Source organism: Paraburkholderia sp. JHI2823, from assembly GCF_038900695.1.
GTDB classification, from domain to species: Bacteria; Pseudomonadota; Gammaproteobacteria; order Burkholderiales; family Burkholderiaceae; genus Paraburkholderia; species Paraburkholderia mimosarum.
On the sequence record NZ_JAYMRY010000008.1, the window covers coordinates 186,574 to 205,828 of the forward strand.

The window sequence follows — 19,255 nt, forward strand, 5'->3', positions numbered from 1 at the left end:
GTCGATGCGGAGCGAACGCTTCAGCGCTAGCTCCGGTCCCACGCAAGGCGCGGATAGTGCAAAGGCGCAACGATACCCCTGATACGTGATGTGTGTCGGTGAGGGCTGCACGAGCGAGGCAAGCCGCGCTCGCGTCGAGGTAGACGCGGCCGATCAACCCGGCGCGGGCGAGGCAGCCGACTGCGCGCCGCGAGCGGCGCCCGGCGCGCTGGCGGCGCTCGCGGGCTGCGCCTTCTGCGCATTCTGCGGATGGAGGAGCGCGGCATCGCCGGGCAAATCGGCCGCGGTCCAGCCGCCGCCCAGCGCCTTCACGAGCGCGACGCTCGCCGCCATGCGCCGCCGCGAAATCGCCACGGCCTGGCGCTCGTTGGTGAGCGCCGTGGTTTGCGCGACCACGACGTCGAGGTAGGTGATCGCGCCGCTGCGGTAGCGATTGCTGATGGTCGCGAGCGTGCGCTGTGCGGCCTCCACCGCGCGGTCCTGGGCGGCCGCCTCCTGCTCCAGCACGCGCAGCGCGGCGAGGTTGTCCTCGACCTCGCCGAAGGCGTCGAGCACGGTCTCCCGGTACTGCGCGACGCTCGCGTCGTATTGGGCGCGCGCCTCGTCGCGCACCGACTCGCGGCCGCCGAAATCGAGCAGCGTGCCCGCAAGCGTCGGCCCCAGCGACCAGAAGCGTGCGGGCGCAACGAGCCATTGGCTGAAGTTGGTCGCCTCGAGTCCGCCCGTCACCGCGAGCATGAGGCTCGGGAAGAACGCCGCCGTCGCCACGCCCACCTGCGCGTTCGCTGCCGCAATGCGCCGCTCGGCGGCTGCGATGTCGGGACGCCGCTCCAGCAAGGTCGAGGGAAGGCCCGGCGGGCTTGCAATCGCGCGCACCGTGTAGTCCGCTTTCGGTGCAGCCGGCAGCGAGAACGTCGACGGCGACTGCCCGACGAGGATCGCAATCGCATGCTCGAGCTGTGCGCGCTGCACGCCGAGATCGATGGCCTGCGCCTCGGTGGTCTGCAGTTGCGTTTGCGCCTGGCCCACGTCGGCGTCGGTCGCGATGCCCCCCGCGTAGCGGTTCTGCGTGAGTTCGAGCGATTCGCGGTACGCCTTGATCGTGTCGTCGAGCAACTGGCGTTCGCGGTCGATGCCGCGCAGCTCGAAGTAGTCGGTCGCGAGTTCGGCCTGCATGGAGAGCAGCACCGCCTGCATGTCGGCGGCGCTCGCCTGCGCGTTGGCGCGGGCGGCCTCGACGCTGCGCGCGACGCGGCCCCAGATGTCCGGCTCCCATGTCGCGTCGATGCGCAGAGAGTAATCGTTGATCGTGCGTCCCGCTTTCGACGTGAATGCGAGGTTTTCGGAGGTGCGGTAGCGCGAGAAGTCGCCGCTCGCCGTCACGAGCGGAAAGAAGCCCGAGCGCTGCTGCGCGACGTTCGCGCGCGCCGCGCGAAAGTGCGCCTGAGCGGCCTGCACGTTCTGGTTCGCGCCTTCGACCTGGGTCACGAGCGCGTCGAGCGTCGCGTCCTCGTAGATCGTCCACCACGCGCCGCGCGGTGCGTTGTCGGCGGGCTGTGCGATCGTCCAGCCCGTGCCCTCGAGTTCCTTGAATGTCGCGGCCACCGGCATCGCAGGGCGCACGTAGTCGGGCCCGACCGTGCAGCCGCCGAGCGCTGCTAACGCGGCGAGCGCGGTGAACGCGAGAAGTCGGGCGCGGGCGGCCGTCATCATTCACCCTGCGCCTGTGCGCTTGTACCGTGCGCGCCATGCGCGCCGCTCGCACCATGCGCCGCGCCGGCCTCATGCGCGCCGCGCGGCTGCACGATGCGCACCGGCGTGCCTTCCACGATCGCGTCCTGCGGATTGATGATCACGCGCTCGTCGCCAGAGAGGCCCGCTACCACCGCGACGCGCGTGCCGAAATCGGTGCCGAGCGTGACCTTCACGAGCTTCACGCGGTCTTGCCCATCGACGGTCGCCACCACGACGCCATCGGGGCGGAACAGGAAGGTGTTGCCGGGCAACGTGATCGGCGTGGCCGAGCCGTCGAGCGCGAAATGCACCTGCGCGTACGCGCCGGGCAGCAACTCGCCGCTGCGGTTGTCGACATCGACTTCGACGAGCATCGTCCGCTGCTGCTGATCGACCGCGCCCGCCGTGCGCGCGACGACGCCCGCAAAGCGCTTGCCCTGCGCTTCATTGAGCGTGAGATACGCGTGCTGCTGCACGCGGATCTGCTGCGCGTAAGCCTGCGGCACGTTGGCGTAGACACGCAGCCGGTCGGCCTGCGCGAGATGGAACAACTCCTTTTGCGAGGTGCCGCCATTGCCTGCGTCGATGAGCGCGCCGACGTCCACGTTGCGCGCCGTGACGATGCCGTCAAACGGTGCCGTCACGCGCTCGTACGACTGCAGTTGCGAGAGCCGCGAGACGTTGAAGCGCGCGGATTCGAGCGTCGCCTTCTTGGCGAGCATGTCGCCGACTTTTTCGTCAGCGTCCTGTTTCGCCACGGAGCGCGTTTGCAGCATCTGCGTCCAGCGGTCGGCCGTCGTTTTGGCGAGCGCGTAGTTCGCTTCGGCGTTGGCGAGGTCGGCGCGCGCCGCGCGTAGCTGGTCGTCCACTTCGGGCGCGTCGATTTCGGCGAGGAGCTGGCCCGCCTTCACGTGCGCGCCGATGTCGAAGTACCACTTGCGCAGATAGCCGCTGGTGCGCGCGTAGATCGGCGTGTCGAGAAACGCCTGCACGTTGCCTGGCAGCACGAGGTCGAGCGCGCGCGCCGAGCGCTGCGGCGTGACCACCTGCACGGCGGGCGCGCTGGCGGTCTTCGCGTCGCGTTCGAGTGCGGCATGCGCGCTATGGCGCGACCAGATGCCCTGCGCCGCGAGCCCCAGCACGATGAGCGCGCCGAGCACGATCGGCCAGCGGCGCAATCGGCGTGGGGCCGGGTGCGGCTCGTGCGGCGAAGGCGTTTGCGAATGATTCGTCATGAGAGGGTAGTCATGATTTGGGCACCACGTTCTCACTGGCGCGCTGGCGGCGCTCGCCGAGCTTGCGGTAGATGAGCGAGAACACCACGGGTACGAAGATCAGCGTGGCGAGCGTGCCCACCGCTAGGCCGCCGATCACGGCGCGCCCGAGCGGCGCGTTCTGCTCGCCGCCTTCGCCAAGGCCGATCGCCATCGGCACCATGCCGATCACCATGGCGAGCGCCGTCATGAGCACCGGCCGAAAGCGTGTGTAGCCCGCTTCGATCGCGGCGCGCGCCGCGTCGCCGTGCAGGCGCAACTGCTCGCGCGCGAAGCTGATGACGAGAATGGAATTGGCCGTGGCGATGCCGATACACATGATCGCGCCCGTGAGCGCGGGAATGGAAAGCGTGGTGTGCGTGAGGAACAGCATCCAGACGATACCCGCGAGCGCGCCCGGCAGCGCGGTGATGATGATGAACGGATCGAGCCACGACTGGAAGTTCACGACGATCAGCAGATACACGAGCACGATCGCGAATACGAGCCCGCCGAATAGTCCGGAGAACGAATCGTTCATCGTCTGCACCTGGCCGCGCAGCACGATGCTCGATGTCTTCGGCAGTTCGCTGCGCGTTGCGTCGACGATCTTCGCGATGTCGTCGGACACGGCGCCGAGGTCGCGACCGTCTGCGGTGCCGTAGATGTCGACCGTGGTCTGCGCGTTGTAGTGCGTGATGACGGCGTTACTCGAAACGCGCTGCATGCTCGCGAGCGAGCCGAGAATGTTGCTGCGGCCGTTCGCGGTGAGCGGAATGTTGGCGAGCGACTGCAGCGAATCGATCGTGTATTGCGGCGCTTCGGTCACGACGTTGTAGCTCACCCCGTTGACCGGATTGAGCCAGAACGTGGGCGTGGTCTGCTGGCTGCCCGAGAGCGTGATGAGCAGGTCGCTCGCCACGTCCTTCTGCGTGAAGCCCGCCTGCTGCGCGCGCGTGCGGTCCACGTCGATGAAGATGCGCGGAAGGTCCGCGGGCTGCTGGATGCGCGCATCGGTGAAACCGGGCACGCCGCGCAGCCGCGCAAGCAGCTTCGCCGCGAACGCGCGGTTGCCGGCCACGTCGCGGCCCACGATCTGCACGTCGATGGGCGAGGGCATGCCGAAGTTCAGCGTCTGGCTCACGATGTCGGCGGGCAGGAAGGCGAACTGGACGCCCGGGAATTCGTCGTTGAGCGTGCGGCGCAAAAGGCGCACGTAACCCGCGGTGGCGTGATGGTCCTCGTTCAGCGAAATCAGCACGTCGGCGTCGGAGGTGCCGATGGTGCCCGTGTTGCTGTACGAGAGATTGATGCCCGAGACCGGCAGGCCGATGTTGTCGATGATCGAATGCAGCTCGCCGCGCGGGATCAGCTCGCGAACGCGCTGGTCGATCCGGTCGACGAGCACGGCGGTTTCTTCCACGCGCATGCCGGTTTTCGCGCGCACGTGCAGCGCGATGGTGCCGGCGTCGACCTGCGGAAAGAAGTCGCGCCCGAGGAACGGCATCAGCAGCAGCGAGGCGCCGCAGCAAGCGAGAAACGCCACGACGAACCAAACGGGATGCGTCACGCGCGCTTCGAGAAACACGCGATAGCGCTCGCGCAGCCCCTCGAAGCCGCGCTCGAACGCGAGGTGAATGCGCATGAACGGATTGCGCGTCGCGCCATGCGTGTGATGCAGGTCGGCGGCCTTGTGATGATGGCGCATCAGGTACTTCGCGAGCGTAGGCACGAGCGTTCGCGAGAAGAAGTACGACGCCAGCATCGCGAACACCACGGCCTCCGCTAGCGGGATGAACAGATAGTGCGCCACGCCCGTGAGCAGGAACATCGGCACGAACACGATGCAGATGGAGAGCGTCGAGACGAGCGTGGGAATCGCGATCTGATGCGCGCCGTCGAGAATCGCCTGCTCGAGCGTCTTGCCCTGTTCCAGCTGCTGGCTGATGTTCTCGATGGCGACCGTTGCGTCGTCAACGAGAATGCCGACCGCCAACGCGAGGCCGCCCAGCGTCATGATGTTGATGGTTTCGCCAAGCGCCGCGAGCACGATGACCGACGTGATCATCGAAAGCGGAATCGAGATCGCGATGATGAGCGTGGCGCGCCAGTTGCCCAGAAAGAGCAGGATCATGAGCGCCGTGAGCGCGGCCGCGATGAGCGCCTCGCGCAGCACGCCTTGCACGGAGGCGCGCACGAACAGCGACTGGTCCGCGACCGGGTCGATATTGAGCGACGGCGGCACGAGGTTGCGCAGCGCCGGCATCATGTCCTTGATGCGATCGACGATTTCGAGCGTCGACGTGTTGCCGCTCTTGTTGATGGTGAGGAGCGAGGCGCGCTGCCCGTCCACGCGCACGATGTTGGTCTGCGGCACGTAGCCGTCGCGCACGTGCGCGACGTCACGGATGTAGATCGTGCCGCTGTCCGTGGTTTTCACGGGAATGTCATTCAGGCCCCCCAGGCTATCGGGGCTTGCATTCATCGTCACTGAATATTCGGTCGCGCCGATTTTTGCCGTGCCCGAGGGCAGGATGAGGTTCTGCGCGCTGATCGCATTCACCACGTCCATGGGCGAGAGATTGTGCTGCTGCAGCGCGCGCTGGTCGATGTCGACCATGATCTGCCGCTGCTTGCCCCCATAGGGCAGCGGTGCGGATGCGCCCGGCACGGTCGCGAGCTGCGTCTTCAGGAAGTTGTTGCCGTAGTCGAACAGCTCCTGCTCGGTGAGCTGCGGCGAGGAAAGCGACAGGCGCAGGATCGGCACCGTCGAGGCGTTGTAGCGCAGGATGAACGGCGGCTGAATGCCGGGCGGCAGCGAGCGCAACTGCGCCTGCGAAAGCGCCGTGACCTCGGCGAGCGCTTCCTGGATATTGGCATGCGGCTGGAAGAAGATCTTGACGACCGCAATGCCGTTGAGCGAAGTGGATTCGGTGTGCTCGATATCGTTCACGGCCACCGAAAGGCCGCGCTCGTAGTTGAGCACGATACGCTTTTCCATCTCGTCGGCGGGCAGCCCCGTGTAGGTCCAGATCACCGAAAGCACCGGAATGTCGATGTTCGGGAAAATGTCCGTGGGCGTGCGCAAGATCGTCAGTGGCCCGACGATCAAGAGCAGCAACGCGAGCACGACGAACGTGTACGGGCGCTTGAGCGCGAGTCGAACGATCCACATGGAACGGCAGGTTCCTTAGCTGGTGTCGGAGTGTGGCTCGCGAGGCGGGTCGGGCCGGAGGGGCGAGCGTTTCGGTTATCGGTATCATGACCGGCGCGTGTGGGCGCGCGTGAGGTCTGTGCCCCGGCTGCGCCGCAGCATGGATGGTGCCCGGTTCGGACAGGACTATAGCGCCTGTCACCGTGCATCAGCGTACTTTTTCAGGGACTGCCCTGGCAAGCGCGCGAAGCGCCGGGTTTACCATCTGTTACAGACAGCCTTTCGTAAGGCGCGCGGGCAAACCTGAGCGAGAAGGGCGGCGCGGGGTGCAGCGCCGCTGCAGTCGTTGATACACCCCCCTATTTTTTCGCTTTGCGTGCGCGCTCAAACAGGCAACAATGGGGATGCCAAGGGTCCGGCCGTGCCTCGTGCGCGCAGAGACCGGGTCGCCCGAGGCGGGGTTTGGATGCGCGCGCAACCAGTGCGCGTCGGTCTTTTTAGTCAGCATGCCGACCGGTCTTTCTTCGAGAGAGCCGGCGTAGGTAGCGAGGTAACGGGGAAACATCATGCAAATCGGTTCTATCGTCCGTTCCGTTCATATCGCCGTGCCACAAGGCGCGCGCGGCATCGTGATGCGCATTCTCGGCGACATGGCGATGGTGACCTGGTATGCCGGGGAGCCCGGGTCGTCGGCACAACTCAACACCGAGCCCTTTTTTCTGGAAGATCTGATCGATACGGGCGAGCACGTCATGCCCGCCGGCGCGCAAATTCACTGAGCCGAGGCCCCGCGCCACGCGCAAACACGCTGACGAGGCGCGCCGCGTCTCGTCGCATCAGCGCTGCGCCGGTTGTGCGCGCCGCGCTCGCCGGCTCCGCCCGCAAGAGGCACAATTGCGGGTATGAATCACGATCCCTCTTTACCGGGCGAGCCCACCGGCCCCGGCGACCAGCAGGGCGCGCCCTACGCGCGCCTGACACCCGAGTGCGTGCTCGACGCGGTCGACGCCGTGCTGATGCCGGCCAACCGCCGCACCGACGGCCGCATGCTCGCGCTCAACAGTTACGAGAACCGCGTCTACCAGGTGGGCCTGGAAGATGGCCCGCCGCTCGTCGCCAAGTTCTATCGTCCCGAGCGCTGGAGCGACGAGGCGATTCTCGAAGAGCACGCATTCGTTGCCGAACTGGCCGCGCGCGAGATTCCCGCGGTGCCCGCGCTCGTTTTCGAAGGGCGCACGCTGCACGAATACGACGGCTTTCGCTTCTCGCTTTTCGAGCGGCGCGGCGGCCGCGCGCCCGACCTCGACCGCAGCGACACGCTCGAATGGCTCGGGCGCTTCATCGGGCGCATTCACGCCGTGGGCGCGACCGAGCCCTATCGCGCGCGGCCGACGCTCGACATCGAGACCTACGGCTACGAGCCGCGCACCTACCTGCTCGAACATGGCTTCGTGCCGGCGGACGTGCGCGAAGCGTGGCAGACCGCGGTGACGCTCGCGCTCGAAGGCGTGGAAGCGGCGTTCGAGCGCGCGGGCGACGTTCGCTCGCTGCGCCTGCACGGCGACTGTCATCCGAGCAACGTGCTCTGGACCGATGCCGGCCCGCATTTCGTGGACTTCGACGACAGCCGCATGGGTCCCGCTATCCAGGATTTGTGGCTGCTGCTGCCCGGCGATCGCGCTGGCGCCTCGCGCGCGCTCGCGGATCTGCTCGCCGGTTATGAGGACTTCTGCGATTTCGAGCCGCGCGAACTGCATCTGGTCGAAGCGCTGCGCACGCTGCGCCTCATTCACTACTCGGCCTGGCTCGCGCGCCGCTGGCACGATCCCGCGTTTCCGGCGGCCTTTCCGTGGTTCAACACGCAGCGCTACTGGGAAGAACGCATTCTCGAACTGCGCGAGCAGATCGGCGCAATGCAGGAAGGGCCGCTCTGGCCCGTATGAACGCCGCGCGCAGGCTCACTGCGCGTTCGTCGCGCTCTCTCGCGTTGCGCCCAGCGCCGAGGGCTTGACGATCAGTTGTGCGCGCAGGTCACGCGCCATGGTCTCGAACGCCGGGCGCATCTGCGTGAAATCTTCGGCATTGCAAACGTCTCTTTCGAAATGCGTGCGCCCCATGCGCGTGACGCGCAGCACGTTTGCGGCCGTATCCAGCGTGTACTGCGAACGGAAATCGACGAAACGGTTCTCGGCGTGCAGCGGCATCGGCACGTCGAGCACGCGCATGCCCGTCGGCAGCACGATGCGCGCGCGTTCGGTCACCACGACGTTGCGGCATACGAACGGCTGCGTGCGGCGCGATTCGCCCAGCCAGTAATGCAGATTCGCATCGAGGCCGCCCACGAAACTCGTGAGCGTGGGCACGGGCGTGGTCATCTCCGGATCGACGAAACCTTCGAAGGTGCCCGTGAGCGTGAGCACGAGCGGGCCGGCCGTGGCGTCGAGCGGACTGGAGGCGAGCATGGCGCTGCCGCGCAAGTTGGCGTTGCGCAGCTCCCATTGCAGCGATTCCTCGCGCTGCGCGGGCGTTTGCAGCCGCAGCGCGCTGCGCGTCTGCTCGGCGGACCAGCCGTCGGCCTGCAATCGGTAGATGAAGCGCGCCGAGCCGTCGGGCGCGACCGTGATGTCGAGATCGCTCTCGCGCGTCGTCGTGGCCGTGGCGGGCGTGCGGACCTGCGTGCCGTCGCCGGCGAGGACGGCGGTGCGGTCCATGTCCGTGGACGGCAGATAGCCGAATTCGACGTTGCTCGCCGTGGAATCGGCGAACATCTGCAAATCGGGCAGCCACGTGATGACGTGATTGATCACGCCGAAGCCGGGCACGGCAGGCAGCGTGTAGACCGTGCCGCTATTCACGAGCGCGGGCGTGCTGCGGATGCCCACGGCGCCGAGCAGCGCACCGTAGAGCGCGACGTGGTCCTTGCAGTCGCCGTAGCGGTTCGCGAGCACGTCGGTTGCGCGATGCGGCACGATCTCGCCGCGGCCGATGTTGATCGCCACGTAGCGGATGTTGCGACGTACCCAGTCGTAGAGCGTTTGCGCCTTCGCGCGCGGGGTGTCGTCGTGCGCGGTCAGTGTCTGTGCGAGGCGCACGATGGCCGCGTCGTGCGCGCCCGGGTCGTCGGCGGCTTCGCGGTAGACCTTCGCGAACGCCGCGTAGTCGGGGAAGGTGGACACCATCAACCGGTCGCCGTAGCTCACGTAAGCGACCGAGCCATGCTCGAGGCGCTCGAAGTTCGACTTGTCGTAGCGGTACTCGTAGCGTGTGCGGCCGTTGAGCGTGGCGGGCGGCAGGACGGTGAAGCCGCGCGTGTCGGCATAGAGCGGCACGTTCGCGGGCAGGTCGTAGATCACCCGGAAGTTGTGCGTGGGCGCGAGGTCGGGTGGCGTGAAATCGCTGAACCAGCCGGGCACCAGGGGCACGCGCTGGATCTTGCGCCATGTGAGATGCACGCGCGCGCCCGGCTCGACGGCGGGAAACACGATCACCTTGTCCTGCACGTCCTGGAACATGGGAGCGTCGAACGAGCGGACTTCCTGGACGTCGCGGATCTGCTCGGGGCGCACGTCGTGACGGCCGCCACGGGGGTCTTCGGTCCATGCTTCGAGCACGTCCACGTGGGCCATTTCGCGGTTGAACCACACGTAGTACTGGCCCACGCGCGCGATGCCGGCCTCCGTGTTCACGCGCAGCGTGAGCGAGTCGAGCTTCGTGTACGAGCCGTCCGCGTTGACCGTGAAGGTCTGCGTTTCCGATTCGTTGGTGTAGGGCGCCTGCGTGGCGCTGCCCGCCGGGTTGGGCGCGCCCGTCGTGAGCTGCGGCACTCCCGCGCGCAGTTCAGCGGCGAAGGTTTCCGTGACGGAGCCGAGCACGGCTAGGCAAAGAACGAGAGCGAGGCGCATGGGAGGCTCGGCGGGTGTCGGATCACGGATCAGCGCTAGTTCCGTCACTTAAAAGTCATGTGCGGGCCTTGTCAAGCGGCTGGCGCGCAAAGCGCCGGCGTTGAGCCGTGTATCGAGCATTGAGTCTAGATATTGGATCACGCAACGAAAATGCCAGCCCGGCCGCTTGCGTCGTTCTCCGTGGCGTCACACGGCGCCGCCGTCGAATTCGCTGCGCGCGCAACGATCGGCGCCGATCGCCTGCGCGCGCGCCTCCCCGCCGCATATGCATGTTCGTCTCATATTGCCAAGGCAGCGCCAGGGGACTAAGGTTCGTGCAGCCGTCAAGCGGCAATCAAGTGTTTCGTGCGTTAGCGCACAAAAGAACACAGAAACCACGCCTACCAACAGCCATTTTGGATGGGACCGGAGCGAACGTTTTCTCGCTCTCAACCTCCGGCCGACTCAGGAGACCCCATGAGCAGCGTTGCAGATTCGACGCGCGGTGCGCAGTCCGCACCATTCTTTTCCAAGGAGGCGACGGTCGCCCCGCCGGGCTTTTCGCGCTGGATGGTGCCGCCCGCGGCGCTCGCCGTGCACCTGTGCATCGGCCAGGCCTACGCATTTTCCGTATTCAATGCGCCGCTCACCAAGGTGATCGGCATTACGCAGTCCGCCGCCGACGACTGGTCGCTCACCACGCTGGGCTGGATCTTCTCGATCGCCATCGTGTTTCTCGGCCTCTCGGCCGCGTTTGCCGGCAAGTGGCTCGAACGCGTCGGCCCGCGCCGCACGATGTTTACCGCCGCGTGCTGCTTTGGCGGCGGTTTCCTCGTTTCCGCGCTCGGCGTGTATCTGCACCAGATCGTGCTGCTCTATCTCGGCTATGGCGTGATTGGCGGCATCGGCCTCGGGCTTGGCTATGTGTCGCCGGTTTCCACGCTGATCCGCTGGTTCCCCGACCGTCGCGGCATGGCCACGGGCCTCGCCATCATGGGCTTCGGCGGCGGCGCGATGATCGCGGCGCCGCTCTCGGTCATGCTGATGAAGCATTTCGCGAGCGAAACGAGCGTGGGCGTCGCGCAGACCTTCGTGGTGCTCGGCATCGCATACTTCATTTCGATGACGATCGGCGCGATCGCCATCCGCGTGCCCGCGCCCAACTGGAAGCCGGCGGGCTGGACGCCGCCCGTCGTGGCGAAAAAGCTCGTCTCGAGCCAGCACGTGCACATCGACCAGGCGCTCAAGACGCCGCAGTTCTACCTGATCTGGCTCGTGCTGTTCCTCAACGTGACGGCCGGCATCGGCATTCTCGGCCAGGCTTCGGTCATGATCCAGGAGAGCTTCAAGGACACCGTGAGCGCGGCAGCGGCCGCGGGCTTCGTCGGTCTGCTTTCGCTTTTCAACATGGGCGGGCGCTTCGTATGGGCCTCGGCGTCCGACTGGGTGGGCCGCAAGAACACGTACTTCATTTTCTTCGTGCTCGGCGCGGTGCTGTATTACGCGGTGCCGCAGTTCGCGCAGAGCGGCAACATCGTGCTCTTCGTGCTCGCCTACTGCCTGATCCTCTCGATGTACGGCGGCGGCTTCTCGACCGTGCCCGCGTATCTCGCGGACATGTTCGGCACGGCGTTCGTCGGCGGGATTCACGGCCGGTTGCTGACGGCATGGGCCGCGGCGGGCGTGGCGGGTCCGGTGCTCGTGAACTACGTGCGCGCGTACCAGGTCGCGCACGGCGTGGCGAAGGCCGATGCGTACACGATGACCGTGCAGATCATGGCCTCGCTGCTCGTGATCGGCTTCATCTGCAATCTGCTCGTGCGCCGCGTGGATGCGAAGCACCACATGAGCGAGACGCAACTCGCTGCCGGCAAATAAGGAGGAATACACCATGACCACCCAGGCTGCCGAAAAAGCGTCGAACAAGCCGCTGATGGCGATCTTCTGGCTCTACGTGCTGGTGCCGCTCGCGTGGGGCGTGACCAATACGCTCACGCAGGCCATGAAACTGTTCGGCTGATGCCTCGCGCTGAAGCCGGAGCGCGGCGGCGTTAGCCGCCCGCCTGGAAGCATCCCGTGCTGCGGGCCGCCGACGCCGAGTCGCGGCCCGCAGTTCATTTGGGGTTCGTAACAATGCGAGGAACGCGGCCTTCGATGCGAGAAGCACCCGAGGCTCGCTTCACGCGTCGCACGTCGATCCCGCGCCCGCTGCCTGCTCGCGTGCCGCCTTCGCCCCTTCGACCTGAAGGATCGTGGGCAGCGATACGCCGTTCTTCGCCGCCGTCACCTCCGCGAGTATCGACACGGCGATCTCGGGCGGCGTGCGGCTGCCGATGTAGATGCCCACCGGTCCGTGCAGCCGCGCAAGCTCCGCTTCACTGAGGTCGAACTCCTTGAGCCGCTCGCGCCGCGCCGCGTTGTTGCGCCGCGAGCCCAGCGCGCCCACGTAGAACGCGCGCGTCTTGAGCGCCTCCATCAGTGCGAGGTCGTCGAGCTTCGGGTCGTGCGTGAGCGCGATGACGGCGCAGCGCTCGTCGAGCTTCATGTCGAGCACGGTGTCGTCGGGCATGGTGCGCACGAGCGTCGTGCCGGGCACATCCCACGTGTCGGTGTATTCCTCGCGCGGGTCGCACACCGTCACCTGGTAGTCGAGGCCCGCCGCGATCTGGCAGAGATACCGCGAAAGCTGCCCCGCGCCGATCACCAGCATGCGGTAGCGGGGGCCGTGGATGGTGAGCAGGCGCGCGCCGTCGAAATCCACGCCGTCGGTCGCGCTCGCGGGGCCGAGCGTGGCCTGGCCCGTCGCCATATCGAGTGTGCGCGCAACGAGTTCGCCGCGCTCGACGGTTTCGAGCAGCGCGCGAAGGTTCGACGCCTCGCTCAACGGTTCGAGCACGAGCTGGATGGTGCCGCCGCATGGGAGTCCGAAACGATGCGCTTCTTCGGCCGTGATGCCGTATTTCACCGCTTCGGGACTCGCGATCGTCACGCCTTCGCGGCGCACGCGGTCGATGAGGTCGTCCTCGATGCACCCGCCCGAAACGGAGCCGACGACCAGGCCGTCGTCACGCACCACGAGCATCGCGCCCTCGGGGCGCGGCGACGAGCCCCATGTCTTCACGACGGTCACCAGCAACGCGCGGTGCCCCGCATCGAGCCAGCGTACGCTGGATTTCAGGACTTCGAGATCCACGCTGTCCATGATCGTTTCCTCTTTGGTGTTTCCTCTGTGCCTTCGCCTTCGGGCTGGCCTTCGGCCGCGTCCCCGGCTTGTGCGGCCGTTTCGCCGGCATCCGGCTGTTCCTCGGCGCCCCCGGGACTCAGCTGCGCGCCAAAGCGCTTGAAAAACTCGCCGGCGATCTTGCGCGCCGCGGCGTCCACGAGGCGTGAGCCGATCTGTGCGAGCTTGCCGCCCACCTGGGCGTTCGCAGTGTAGATGAGTGTGGTCGTCTCGTCGCTGGCGGGCTCGAGCTTCACATGTGCGTCGCCCTTGCCGAAGCCGGCCGCGCCGCCCTGGCCCTCGAACACGATCCTGTAGCTGTTCGGAGCGTCGACATCGGAGAGCTCCATGCGGCCCTTGAAGCGTGCCTTCACCGGACCCACGGCGGCGACCAGCGCGACGGCGTAGGTGTTCTCGCCATCGGCTTCGAGGCTCTCGCAGCCCGGTATGCACGCCTTGAGGATCACCGTGTCGTTGAGCGCCTCCCAGGCGCGCTGTTGCGGCACGGGCAGCGTGTGGCTTTCGGTCAGCTCCATCGTGTTTCTCCTTGTTCCGGGCGCACCTGCAGCGCGTGCAATGCGCGTGCCGGTCGAGTTGCAGGGCTCGCATGCGCCATCGGCGCGGCTTCGCACAGGCTGCGCGCGAACGCCTCCAGGCTGTCGAGGTTGTGGACGGGGTAATGCGCATCGACGTGGGGCAGCATCGCCTGCACGCCGCGCGCCCTGGGTGCGAAATCGCGGTAACGCAGCAGCGGATTGAGCCACACCACCCGATGCGCGAACCGGTGCAGGCGCCCCATCTCCTCGCCGAGCAGGCCGCAGTCGTCGTGATCGAGTCCATCGGTGACGATCAGCACGGTCGCGCGGCCGCCGAGCATGCGGCGCGCCCAGCGGCGATTGAATTCCGCGAGCGCCGCGCCGATGCGCGTGCCGCCCGACCAGTCCGCAACGTGGGTCGCGAGCTGCGCGAGCGCGATGTCGGGATCGCGTTCGCGCAGCGCGCGCGTGGCGTGCGTGAGGCGGGTGCCGAACAGGAACACCTGCAGGCGTTCCCGCGATTGCAGCAGCGCGTGGCAAAAGTAGAGCACCGCGCGCGAATAGCTGCTCATCGAGCCGGAGATGTCGAGCAGCAGCACGAGCGGCAGTTTGCGCTCCACCGGCGCGCGATATTTCCACACGGTCCAGTCACCGCCCGCGCGCACCGCGTGGCGCGCGCTCGCGCGCAGGTCGGCGTGCGTGCCATGCGAGGCGGCCTTCAGGCGGCGCGTGCGCTCGGTGGCGAGCGGCAGGCGGCGCGCGCGGATGAGGTGGCGCAGCGTGCGCCATTCGTCGGCGGAAAGCGTGTCGAAGTCGCGATGGCGCAGACGCTCTTCGGCACTGAAGGTGGCATGGGCGCGCAACTCATGTTCTTCGTGCGAGGGCGGCGGCCTCGCACCGGGGCGCGTGGCCGCACGCGCCGCGAGTGCATCGGCGAGCCGGTTGTTGCGGCGCGGCGGCGGCACGCCGCCCTGCACCTTCGGCAGCAGGAGCGCGCGCAGCTTGCCTTCGAAATCGGGATCGCGCCAGAAGAGGTCGAACGCGGCGTCGAAGATCTCGCGCTCGTCGGGCGCGCTCGTGAGCAGGGCCGCGAGCGCCGCGTGCACGTCGTCACGGCGGCCGAGGTCGATGTGGCGCAGCGCCTCTATCGCGTCGACGGCGCGTGACGGCGACATCGGCAGGCCCGCGCCGCGCAGTACGCGCACGAAGTGCACGACGTTGCGCGCGAACTTCGGTGCGAGCGTGGGCGTTGCGGTGGCCGGTGTCGCCTGGGTTTCGCCGGAAGCCATCGTGCTCACTCCGCGAGCGCGAGCGTTTGCGCGATGCGCTGCGCGTCGAGCTGCGCCAGGTCGTCCTGGTACTTGAGCAGCACACCCAACGTGTCCTGCACCGATTGCGGATCGAGCTCCGTCACGGCGAGCGCGGAAAGTGCGCGGCACCAGTCGATCGTCTCCGCGATGCCGGGCGCCTTGAAGAGGTCCATCGTGCGCAATTGATGCACGAACGCCACCGCGCGGTGCTGCAATTCGGTGCTGGTCTCGGGCGCGCGCGCGGCGACGATGGCGAGTTCGCGCGCGCGGTCCGGGTAGCCGAGCCATTGATAGAGGCAGCGCCGCTTGAGCGCGTCGTGCACTTCGCGCGTGCGGTTCGAGGTGATGACGACGAGCGGCGGCGTACTCGCGCGCACGGTGCCGTACTCGGGAATCGATACCTGGAAGTCCGAAAGAAGCTCCAGCAGGAACGCTTCGAACGGCTCGTCGGCGCGGTCGATTTCATCGATCAGGAGCACGCGGCGGGCGGCGGGGTTGTTGGGGTCCAGTTGCAGCGCCTGCAACAAGGGCCGCTTGAGCAGGAATTCGTCGCGATAGAGCGTGTCGTTGCGCGGCTTTTCGCCGGCGGCTTCGGCAAGCCGCAGCGCCATGATCTGGCGCGGATAGTCCCACTCGTAGAGCGCGCTTGCCGTGTCGAGCCCTTCGTAGCATTGCAGGCGCAGGAGCGTCGTGCCGAGCATGGCCGCGGCGGCCTTAGCCAGCTCGGTCTTGCCCACGCCGGGCTCGCCTTCGAGAAAGAGCGGGCGCTCCATGCGCAGCGCGAGAAAGAGCGCCGTGGCGAGCTCGCGGCTCGCGAAATAGCCGCGCGCTTCGAGTTGCGCGAGCGTGTCGTCGATGGAGGCGGATTGCATGAGCGGTGTGCGGGCGCGGATCAATTGAGGCGGGCGCCCCCGCGTTTTCTTCGACGCGGGTGCGCTCGCCATCGGGACAGGCCTAGCCGTTGGCGCTCGCCACCGCCCGCGCCGCGAGCACCGGTATGAGGTGCGCGCGGTACTCCGCGCTCGCGTGCAGATCGGTGTTGAGGTCGTCGGCGGGCATGGTCACCGCGCGTGCGGCTTCGGGCGCGAAGTTCGTCTTCAGTGCGTCTTCCAGCGCGCTCGCGCGGAACACCGATGGCGCGGCGCCCGTGATCGCCACACGCACTTCACCACCGTACTTCGCGACGAACACGCCTGTGAGCGCGAAGTGCGAGGCCGGATGGCGGAACTTCTCGTAGGCCGCGCGCTCGGGCACCTGGAACTCGACGGCGACGATCAGCTCGTCGGGTTCCAGCGCCGTTTCGTACATGCCGAGGAAGAAGTCGTCGGCTGCGATGCGTCGCCGGTCCGTCACCACGGTCGCGTTCAGGGCGAGCACCGCTGCGGGATAGTCGGCGGCGGGGTCGTCGTTCGCGATCGAGCCGCCCAGCGTGCCGAGCGCGCGCACCTGGCGGTCGCCGATCATGCCCGCGAGGTCCGCGAGCGCCGGCAGCGCGTTGCGGATCTGCGGGTTTTCGGCGACGTCGGCATGGCACACGGCCGCGCCCACCTTCACCGTCTTGCCGTCCACCGAGATCGCTTTGAGCTCGGGGATTCGCGTGACGTCGACGAGCGTAGAGGGTTGCGCGAGCCGCAGCTTCATCGCCGCGAGCAGGCTCTGGCCGCCGCCGAGGAACTTCGCGTCGGCGTCGGCGGCGAGCGTCTTCACGGCGCCTTGCGCGTCGGTTGCGCGCTGATAGTCGAATGCGTACATGGTGCGCCTCCGTTCAAGGCTGTGAAGAGTGGGAAGGGGCCTGGGCGGCCTGGATCGCTTGCCAGACGCGATGCGGCGTAGCCGGCATCTGCAGGTCCTTGACGCCCAGGGAGCTGAGCGCATCAAGAATCGCGTTGATGACGGCGGGCGGCGAGCCGATCGCGCCGGCCTCGCCGCAGCCCTTCACGCCAAGCGGATTGTGCGTGCACGGCGTGCCTTTTGCGGTTTCCACCGTGAAAGAAGGCATGTCCGACGCATGCGGCATGGCGTAGTCCATGTACGAGCCCGAGAGCAGCTGGCCGCTCTCGTTGTCGTACACGCAGCGCTCCAGCATCGCCTGGCCAATGCCCTGGCCCAGGCCGCCATGCACCTGGCCTTCGACGATCATCGGGTTGATGACGTTGCCGAAGTCGTCGACGGCGGTGAAGCGCTCGATGCGCGTCTCGCCCGTATCGGGATCGACTTCGACTTCGCAGAGATACGCGCCCGACGGGTAGGTGAAGTTGGTCGGGTCGTAGAACGCGCTTTCGTCGAGGCCCGGTTCGAGCGTCTCCAGCGGGTAGTTGTGCGGCACGTACGCGGCCAGCGAGATTTCGGCGAAAGTCTTGGTGCGGTCGGTGCCGGCCACGCGGAACACGCCATCGGCGAACTCGATGTCCTCGGCGCCCGCTTCGAGCATGTGCGCGGCGATCTTCTTCGCCTTCGCCTCGATCTTGTCGAGCGCTTTCATGAGCGCCGAGCCACCCACGGCGATCGAGCGCGATCCGTAGGTGCCCATGCCGAACGGAATGCGGGCCGTGTCGCCGTGCACGATTTCGATCTGCTCGATCGGCACGCCGAGTCGGTCGGACACGACCTGCGCGAAGGTCGTCTCGTGCCCCTGGCCATGGCTATGCGAGCCCGTGAAGACGGTGACCGAGCCCGTGGGGTTCACGCGGACCTCGCCGGCTTCGAACAGGCCCGCACGCGCGCCGAGCGCGCCCGCGATGTTCGACGGCGCAAGCCCGCACGCCTCGATGTAGCATGAGTGGCCGAGCCCGCGCAGTTTTCCCCGCGCCTTCGAGGCATCGCGCCGGGCGGCGAAGCCCTTTACGTCGGCGAGTTCGAGCGCGCGCGCGAGGCACGTTTCGTAGTCGCCCGTATCGTAGGTGAGGCCCACGGGCGTGGCGTACGGGAAGCGCGTGATGAAATTGCGGCGGCGGATTTCGGCCGGGTCGATGTTCATCTCGCGGGCGGCCGTTTCCACGAGACGCTCGACCACGTAGGTCGCTTCGGGGCGCCCCGCGCCGCGGTATGCATCGACCGGCACCGTGTTCGTGAACACGGCCTTGACCTCGGCGTAAATCGCGGGCGTGGTGTACTGGCCCGCGAGCAGCGTCGCGTAGAGGATGGTCGGCACGCTGGAGGCGAACGTCGACAGATACGCACCCATGTTCGCCGTGGTGTGCACGCGCATGGCGAGGAACTTGCCGTCCTTGTCGAGCGCGAGTTCGGCGCGGGTCACGTGGTCGCGGCCGTGCGCGTCGGAAACGAAGGACTCCGATCGTTCGGCGGTCCACTTCACCGGGCGGCGGATTTTCTTCGCGGCCCACGTGAGCGCGACATCTTCGGCGTACAGAAAGATCTTCGAGCCAAAGCCGCCGCCCACGTCCGGCGCGACGATGCGCAGTTTCGTCTCGGGCAGCCCGAGCACGAATGCGGCCATGAGCAGACGCTCGACGTGCGGGTTCTGGTTCGCCACGTACACGGTGTAGCTGTCGTCGTGCGCCGAGTAGCTTGCGTTCACGGCGCGCGGCTCGATCGCGTTCGGCACGAGGCGGTTGTTGACGATGTCGAGCGTCGTCACGTGCTCGGCCCGCGCGAACGCAGCGTCGGTCGCGGCCTTGTCGCCGTGGCCCCACGTATAGCAGGTGTTGTTCGGCACGCTGTCGTGCACGAGCGGCTGGCCCGCGTCGGCGGCATGCGCCGTGTCGACGATGGCGGGCAGTTCCTCGTAGTCGACTTCGACGCGCTCGGCGGCATCCTTCGCGGCCTTGATCGAATCGGCGATCACGAGCGCGACCTGGTCGCCCACGTGCAGCGCCTTTTCGTGTGCGATCACGGGATGCGGCGGCTCGTGCATGGGTGTGCCGTCGATGCTGTGTATCAGCCAGCCGCACGGCAGGCCGCCCACGTTCTCGGCCGCGAGGTCTGCGCCGGTGAACACGGCCACGACGCCGGGCGTTGCCCTGGCGGCGTTCGTGTCGATGCTCCTGATGCGCGCGTGAGCGTGAGGCGAGCGCACGAATACGGCGTACGTTTGCGCGGGCAGGACGACATCATCGGTATATTGGCCGGCGCCGGTGAGGAAGCGGAAGTCTTCCTTGCGCTTCACGGGCGCGCCGATCATGCGATTGGGTTCGGGTGCATTCATGG

The 19,255-nt window shown here is 67.3% G+C and carries 14 protein-coding genes; 4 read left to right on the forward strand and 10 right to left on the reverse strand.

All coding sequences use genetic code 11. From position 1 onward, the window contains the following. Positions 1 to 153 precede the first annotated feature (153 nt). From VSR34_RS12190 to VSR34_RS12200, 3 genes are read right to left on the reverse strand one after another with little or no spacing between them, the layout of a single operon-like run. A complete protein-coding gene (locus VSR34_RS12190) occupies positions 154 to 1,710 on the reverse strand; it encodes an efflux transporter outer membrane subunit (protein ID WP_342962610.1) in 1,557 nt (518 codons plus the stop codon). Continuing rightward, entirely contained in the window at positions 1,710 to 2,969 is a 1,260-nt protein-coding gene (locus VSR34_RS12195; RefSeq protein ID WP_342962573.1) for an efflux RND transporter periplasmic adaptor subunit, read from the reverse strand. Before VSR34_RS12195 ends, VSR34_RS12190 begins: the two co-directional genes overlap by 1 nt. 10 nt (positions 2,970 to 2,979) lie before the next feature. Then, a complete protein-coding gene (locus VSR34_RS12200; RefSeq protein ID WP_342962574.1) occupies positions 2,980 to 6,162 on the reverse strand; it encodes an efflux RND transporter permease subunit in 3,183 nt (1,060 codons plus the stop codon). Between the two features lie 545 nt (positions 6,163 to 6,707). Here VSR34_RS12200 and VSR34_RS12205 point away from each other — a divergent pair. Both VSR34_RS12205 and VSR34_RS12210 read left to right on the forward strand, forming a co-directional pair. Beyond that, a complete protein-coding gene (locus tag VSR34_RS12205) occupies positions 6,708 to 6,920 on the forward strand; it encodes a hypothetical protein (protein ID WP_028211876.1) in 213 nt (70 codons plus the stop codon). Positions 6,921 to 7,043: 123 nt separating this feature from the next. Further along, positions 7,044 to 8,084, forward strand: a complete 1,041-nt coding sequence (locus tag VSR34_RS12210) for a serine/threonine protein kinase (RefSeq protein WP_028211875.1) — start codon at positions 7,044 to 7,046, stop codon at positions 8,082 to 8,084. Positions 8,085 to 8,099: 15 nt separating this feature from the next. On the opposite strand, the gene VSR34_RS12215 is transcribed toward VSR34_RS12210, so the two are convergent. Beyond that, a complete protein-coding gene (locus VSR34_RS12215) occupies positions 8,100 to 10,043 on the reverse strand; it encodes a DUF3857 and transglutaminase domain-containing protein (RefSeq protein WP_342962575.1) in 1,944 nt (647 codons plus the stop codon). A 456-nt stretch (positions 10,044 to 10,499) separates the two neighbouring features. Between VSR34_RS12215 and VSR34_RS12220 the strand changes: the two genes are divergently transcribed. Both VSR34_RS12220 and VSR34_RS12225 read left to right on the forward strand, forming a co-directional pair. Next, a complete protein-coding gene (locus VSR34_RS12220) occupies positions 10,500 to 11,900 on the forward strand; it encodes an OFA family MFS transporter (protein WP_028211873.1) in 1,401 nt (466 codons plus the stop codon). Positions 11,901 to 11,913: 13 nt separating this feature from the next. Continuing rightward, the gene (locus VSR34_RS12225) at positions 11,914 to 12,042 is read left to right on the forward strand and encodes a hypothetical protein (RefSeq protein ID WP_028211872.1); all 129 of its coding nucleotides are present in this window, start codon (positions 11,914 to 11,916) and stop codon (positions 12,040 to 12,042) included. Positions 12,043 to 12,201: 159 nt separating this feature from the next. On the opposite strand, the gene VSR34_RS12230 is transcribed toward VSR34_RS12225, so the two are convergent. The 6 genes from VSR34_RS12230 to VSR34_RS12255 all read right to left on the reverse strand — a co-directional run bounded on the left by VSR34_RS12230 (position 12,202) and on the right by VSR34_RS12255 (position 19,253). Next, on the reverse strand, positions 12,202 to 13,224 hold the full coding sequence (locus VSR34_RS12230) for an XdhC family protein (protein WP_342962576.1): 1,023 nt from the start codon (positions 13,222 to 13,224) through the stop codon (positions 12,202 to 12,204). After that, positions 13,197 to 13,778: a carbon monoxide dehydrogenase subunit G gene (locus VSR34_RS12235; protein WP_342962577.1), complete on the reverse strand. Its 582-nt coding sequence runs from the start codon at positions 13,776 to 13,778 to the stop codon at positions 13,197 to 13,199. The genes VSR34_RS12230 and VSR34_RS12235 overlap by 28 nt, the downstream gene beginning before the upstream one ends. Then, positions 13,769 to 14,953 carry a VWA domain-containing protein gene (locus VSR34_RS12240; protein ID WP_238327807.1) on the reverse strand — a complete coding sequence of 395 codons (1,185 nt, stop codon included), beginning with the start codon at positions 14,951 to 14,953 and terminating at the stop codon, positions 13,769 to 13,771. Before VSR34_RS12240 ends, VSR34_RS12235 begins: the two co-directional genes overlap by 10 nt. 119 nt (positions 14,954 to 15,072) lie before the next feature. After that, positions 15,073 to 15,960 carry a MoxR family ATPase gene (locus VSR34_RS12245; protein WP_028211869.1) on the reverse strand — a complete coding sequence of 296 codons (888 nt, stop codon included), beginning with the start codon at positions 15,958 to 15,960 and terminating at the stop codon, positions 15,073 to 15,075. Positions 15,961 to 16,042: 82 nt separating this feature from the next. Then, positions 16,043 to 16,840 (reverse strand): xanthine dehydrogenase family protein subunit M, encoded by a 798-nt coding sequence (locus VSR34_RS12250; protein ID WP_342962578.1) that lies wholly within the window; start codon positions 16,838 to 16,840, stop codon positions 16,043 to 16,045. 13 nt (positions 16,841 to 16,853) lie between these two features. Continuing rightward, positions 16,854 to 19,253: a xanthine dehydrogenase family protein molybdopterin-binding subunit gene (locus VSR34_RS12255; protein WP_342962579.1), complete on the reverse strand. Its 2,400-nt coding sequence runs from the start codon at positions 19,251 to 19,253 to the stop codon at positions 16,854 to 16,856. Between the last annotated feature and the right edge of the window lie 2 nt (positions 19,254 to 19,255).

Bases quoted from the DNA above. Each gene is read 5' to 3' on its own strand.
- VSR34_RS12190 (WP_342962610.1), bottom strand. From the start codon at position 1,710: ATGACGGCCGCCCGCGCCCGACTTCTCGCGTTCACCGCGCTCGCCGCG.
- VSR34_RS12195 (WP_342962573.1), bottom strand. From the start codon at position 2,969: ATGACGAATCATTCGCAAACGCCTTCGCCGCACGAGCCGCACCCGGCC.
- VSR34_RS12200 (WP_342962574.1), bottom strand. From the start codon at position 6,162: ATGTGGATCGTTCGACTCGCGCTCAAGCGCCCGTACACGTTCGTCGTG.
- VSR34_RS12205 (WP_028211876.1), top strand. From the start codon at position 6,708: ATGCAAATCGGTTCTATCGTCCGTTCCGTTCATATCGCCGTGCCACAA.
- VSR34_RS12210 (WP_028211875.1), top strand. From the start codon at position 7,044: ATGAATCACGATCCCTCTTTACCGGGCGAGCCCACCGGCCCCGGCGAC.
- VSR34_RS12215 (WP_342962575.1), bottom strand. From the start codon at position 10,043: ATGCGCCTCGCTCTCGTTCTTTGCCTAGCCGTGCTCGGCTCCGTCACG.
- VSR34_RS12220 (WP_028211873.1), top strand. From the start codon at position 10,500: ATGAGCAGCGTTGCAGATTCGACGCGCGGTGCGCAGTCCGCACCATTC.
- VSR34_RS12225 (WP_028211872.1), top strand. From the start codon at position 11,914: ATGACCACCCAGGCTGCCGAAAAAGCGTCGAACAAGCCGCTGATGGCG.
- VSR34_RS12230 (WP_342962576.1), bottom strand. From the start codon at position 13,224: ATGGACAGCGTGGATCTCGAAGTCCTGAAATCCAGCGTACGCTGGCTC.
- VSR34_RS12235 (WP_342962577.1), bottom strand. From the start codon at position 13,778: ATGGAGCTGACCGAAAGCCACACGCTGCCCGTGCCGCAACAGCGCGCC.
- VSR34_RS12240 (WP_238327807.1), bottom strand. From the start codon at position 14,953: ATGTCGCCGTCACGCGCCGTCGACGCGATAGAGGCGCTGCGCCACATC.
- VSR34_RS12245 (WP_028211869.1), bottom strand. From the start codon at position 15,960: ATGCAATCCGCCTCCATCGACGACACGCTCGCGCAACTCGAAGCGCGC.
- VSR34_RS12250 (WP_342962578.1), bottom strand. From the start codon at position 16,840: ATGTACGCATTCGACTATCAGCGCGCAACCGACGCGCAAGGCGCCGTG.
- VSR34_RS12255 (WP_342962579.1), bottom strand. From the start codon at position 19,253: ATGAATGCACCCGAACCCAATCGCATGATCGGCGCGCCCGTGAAGCGC.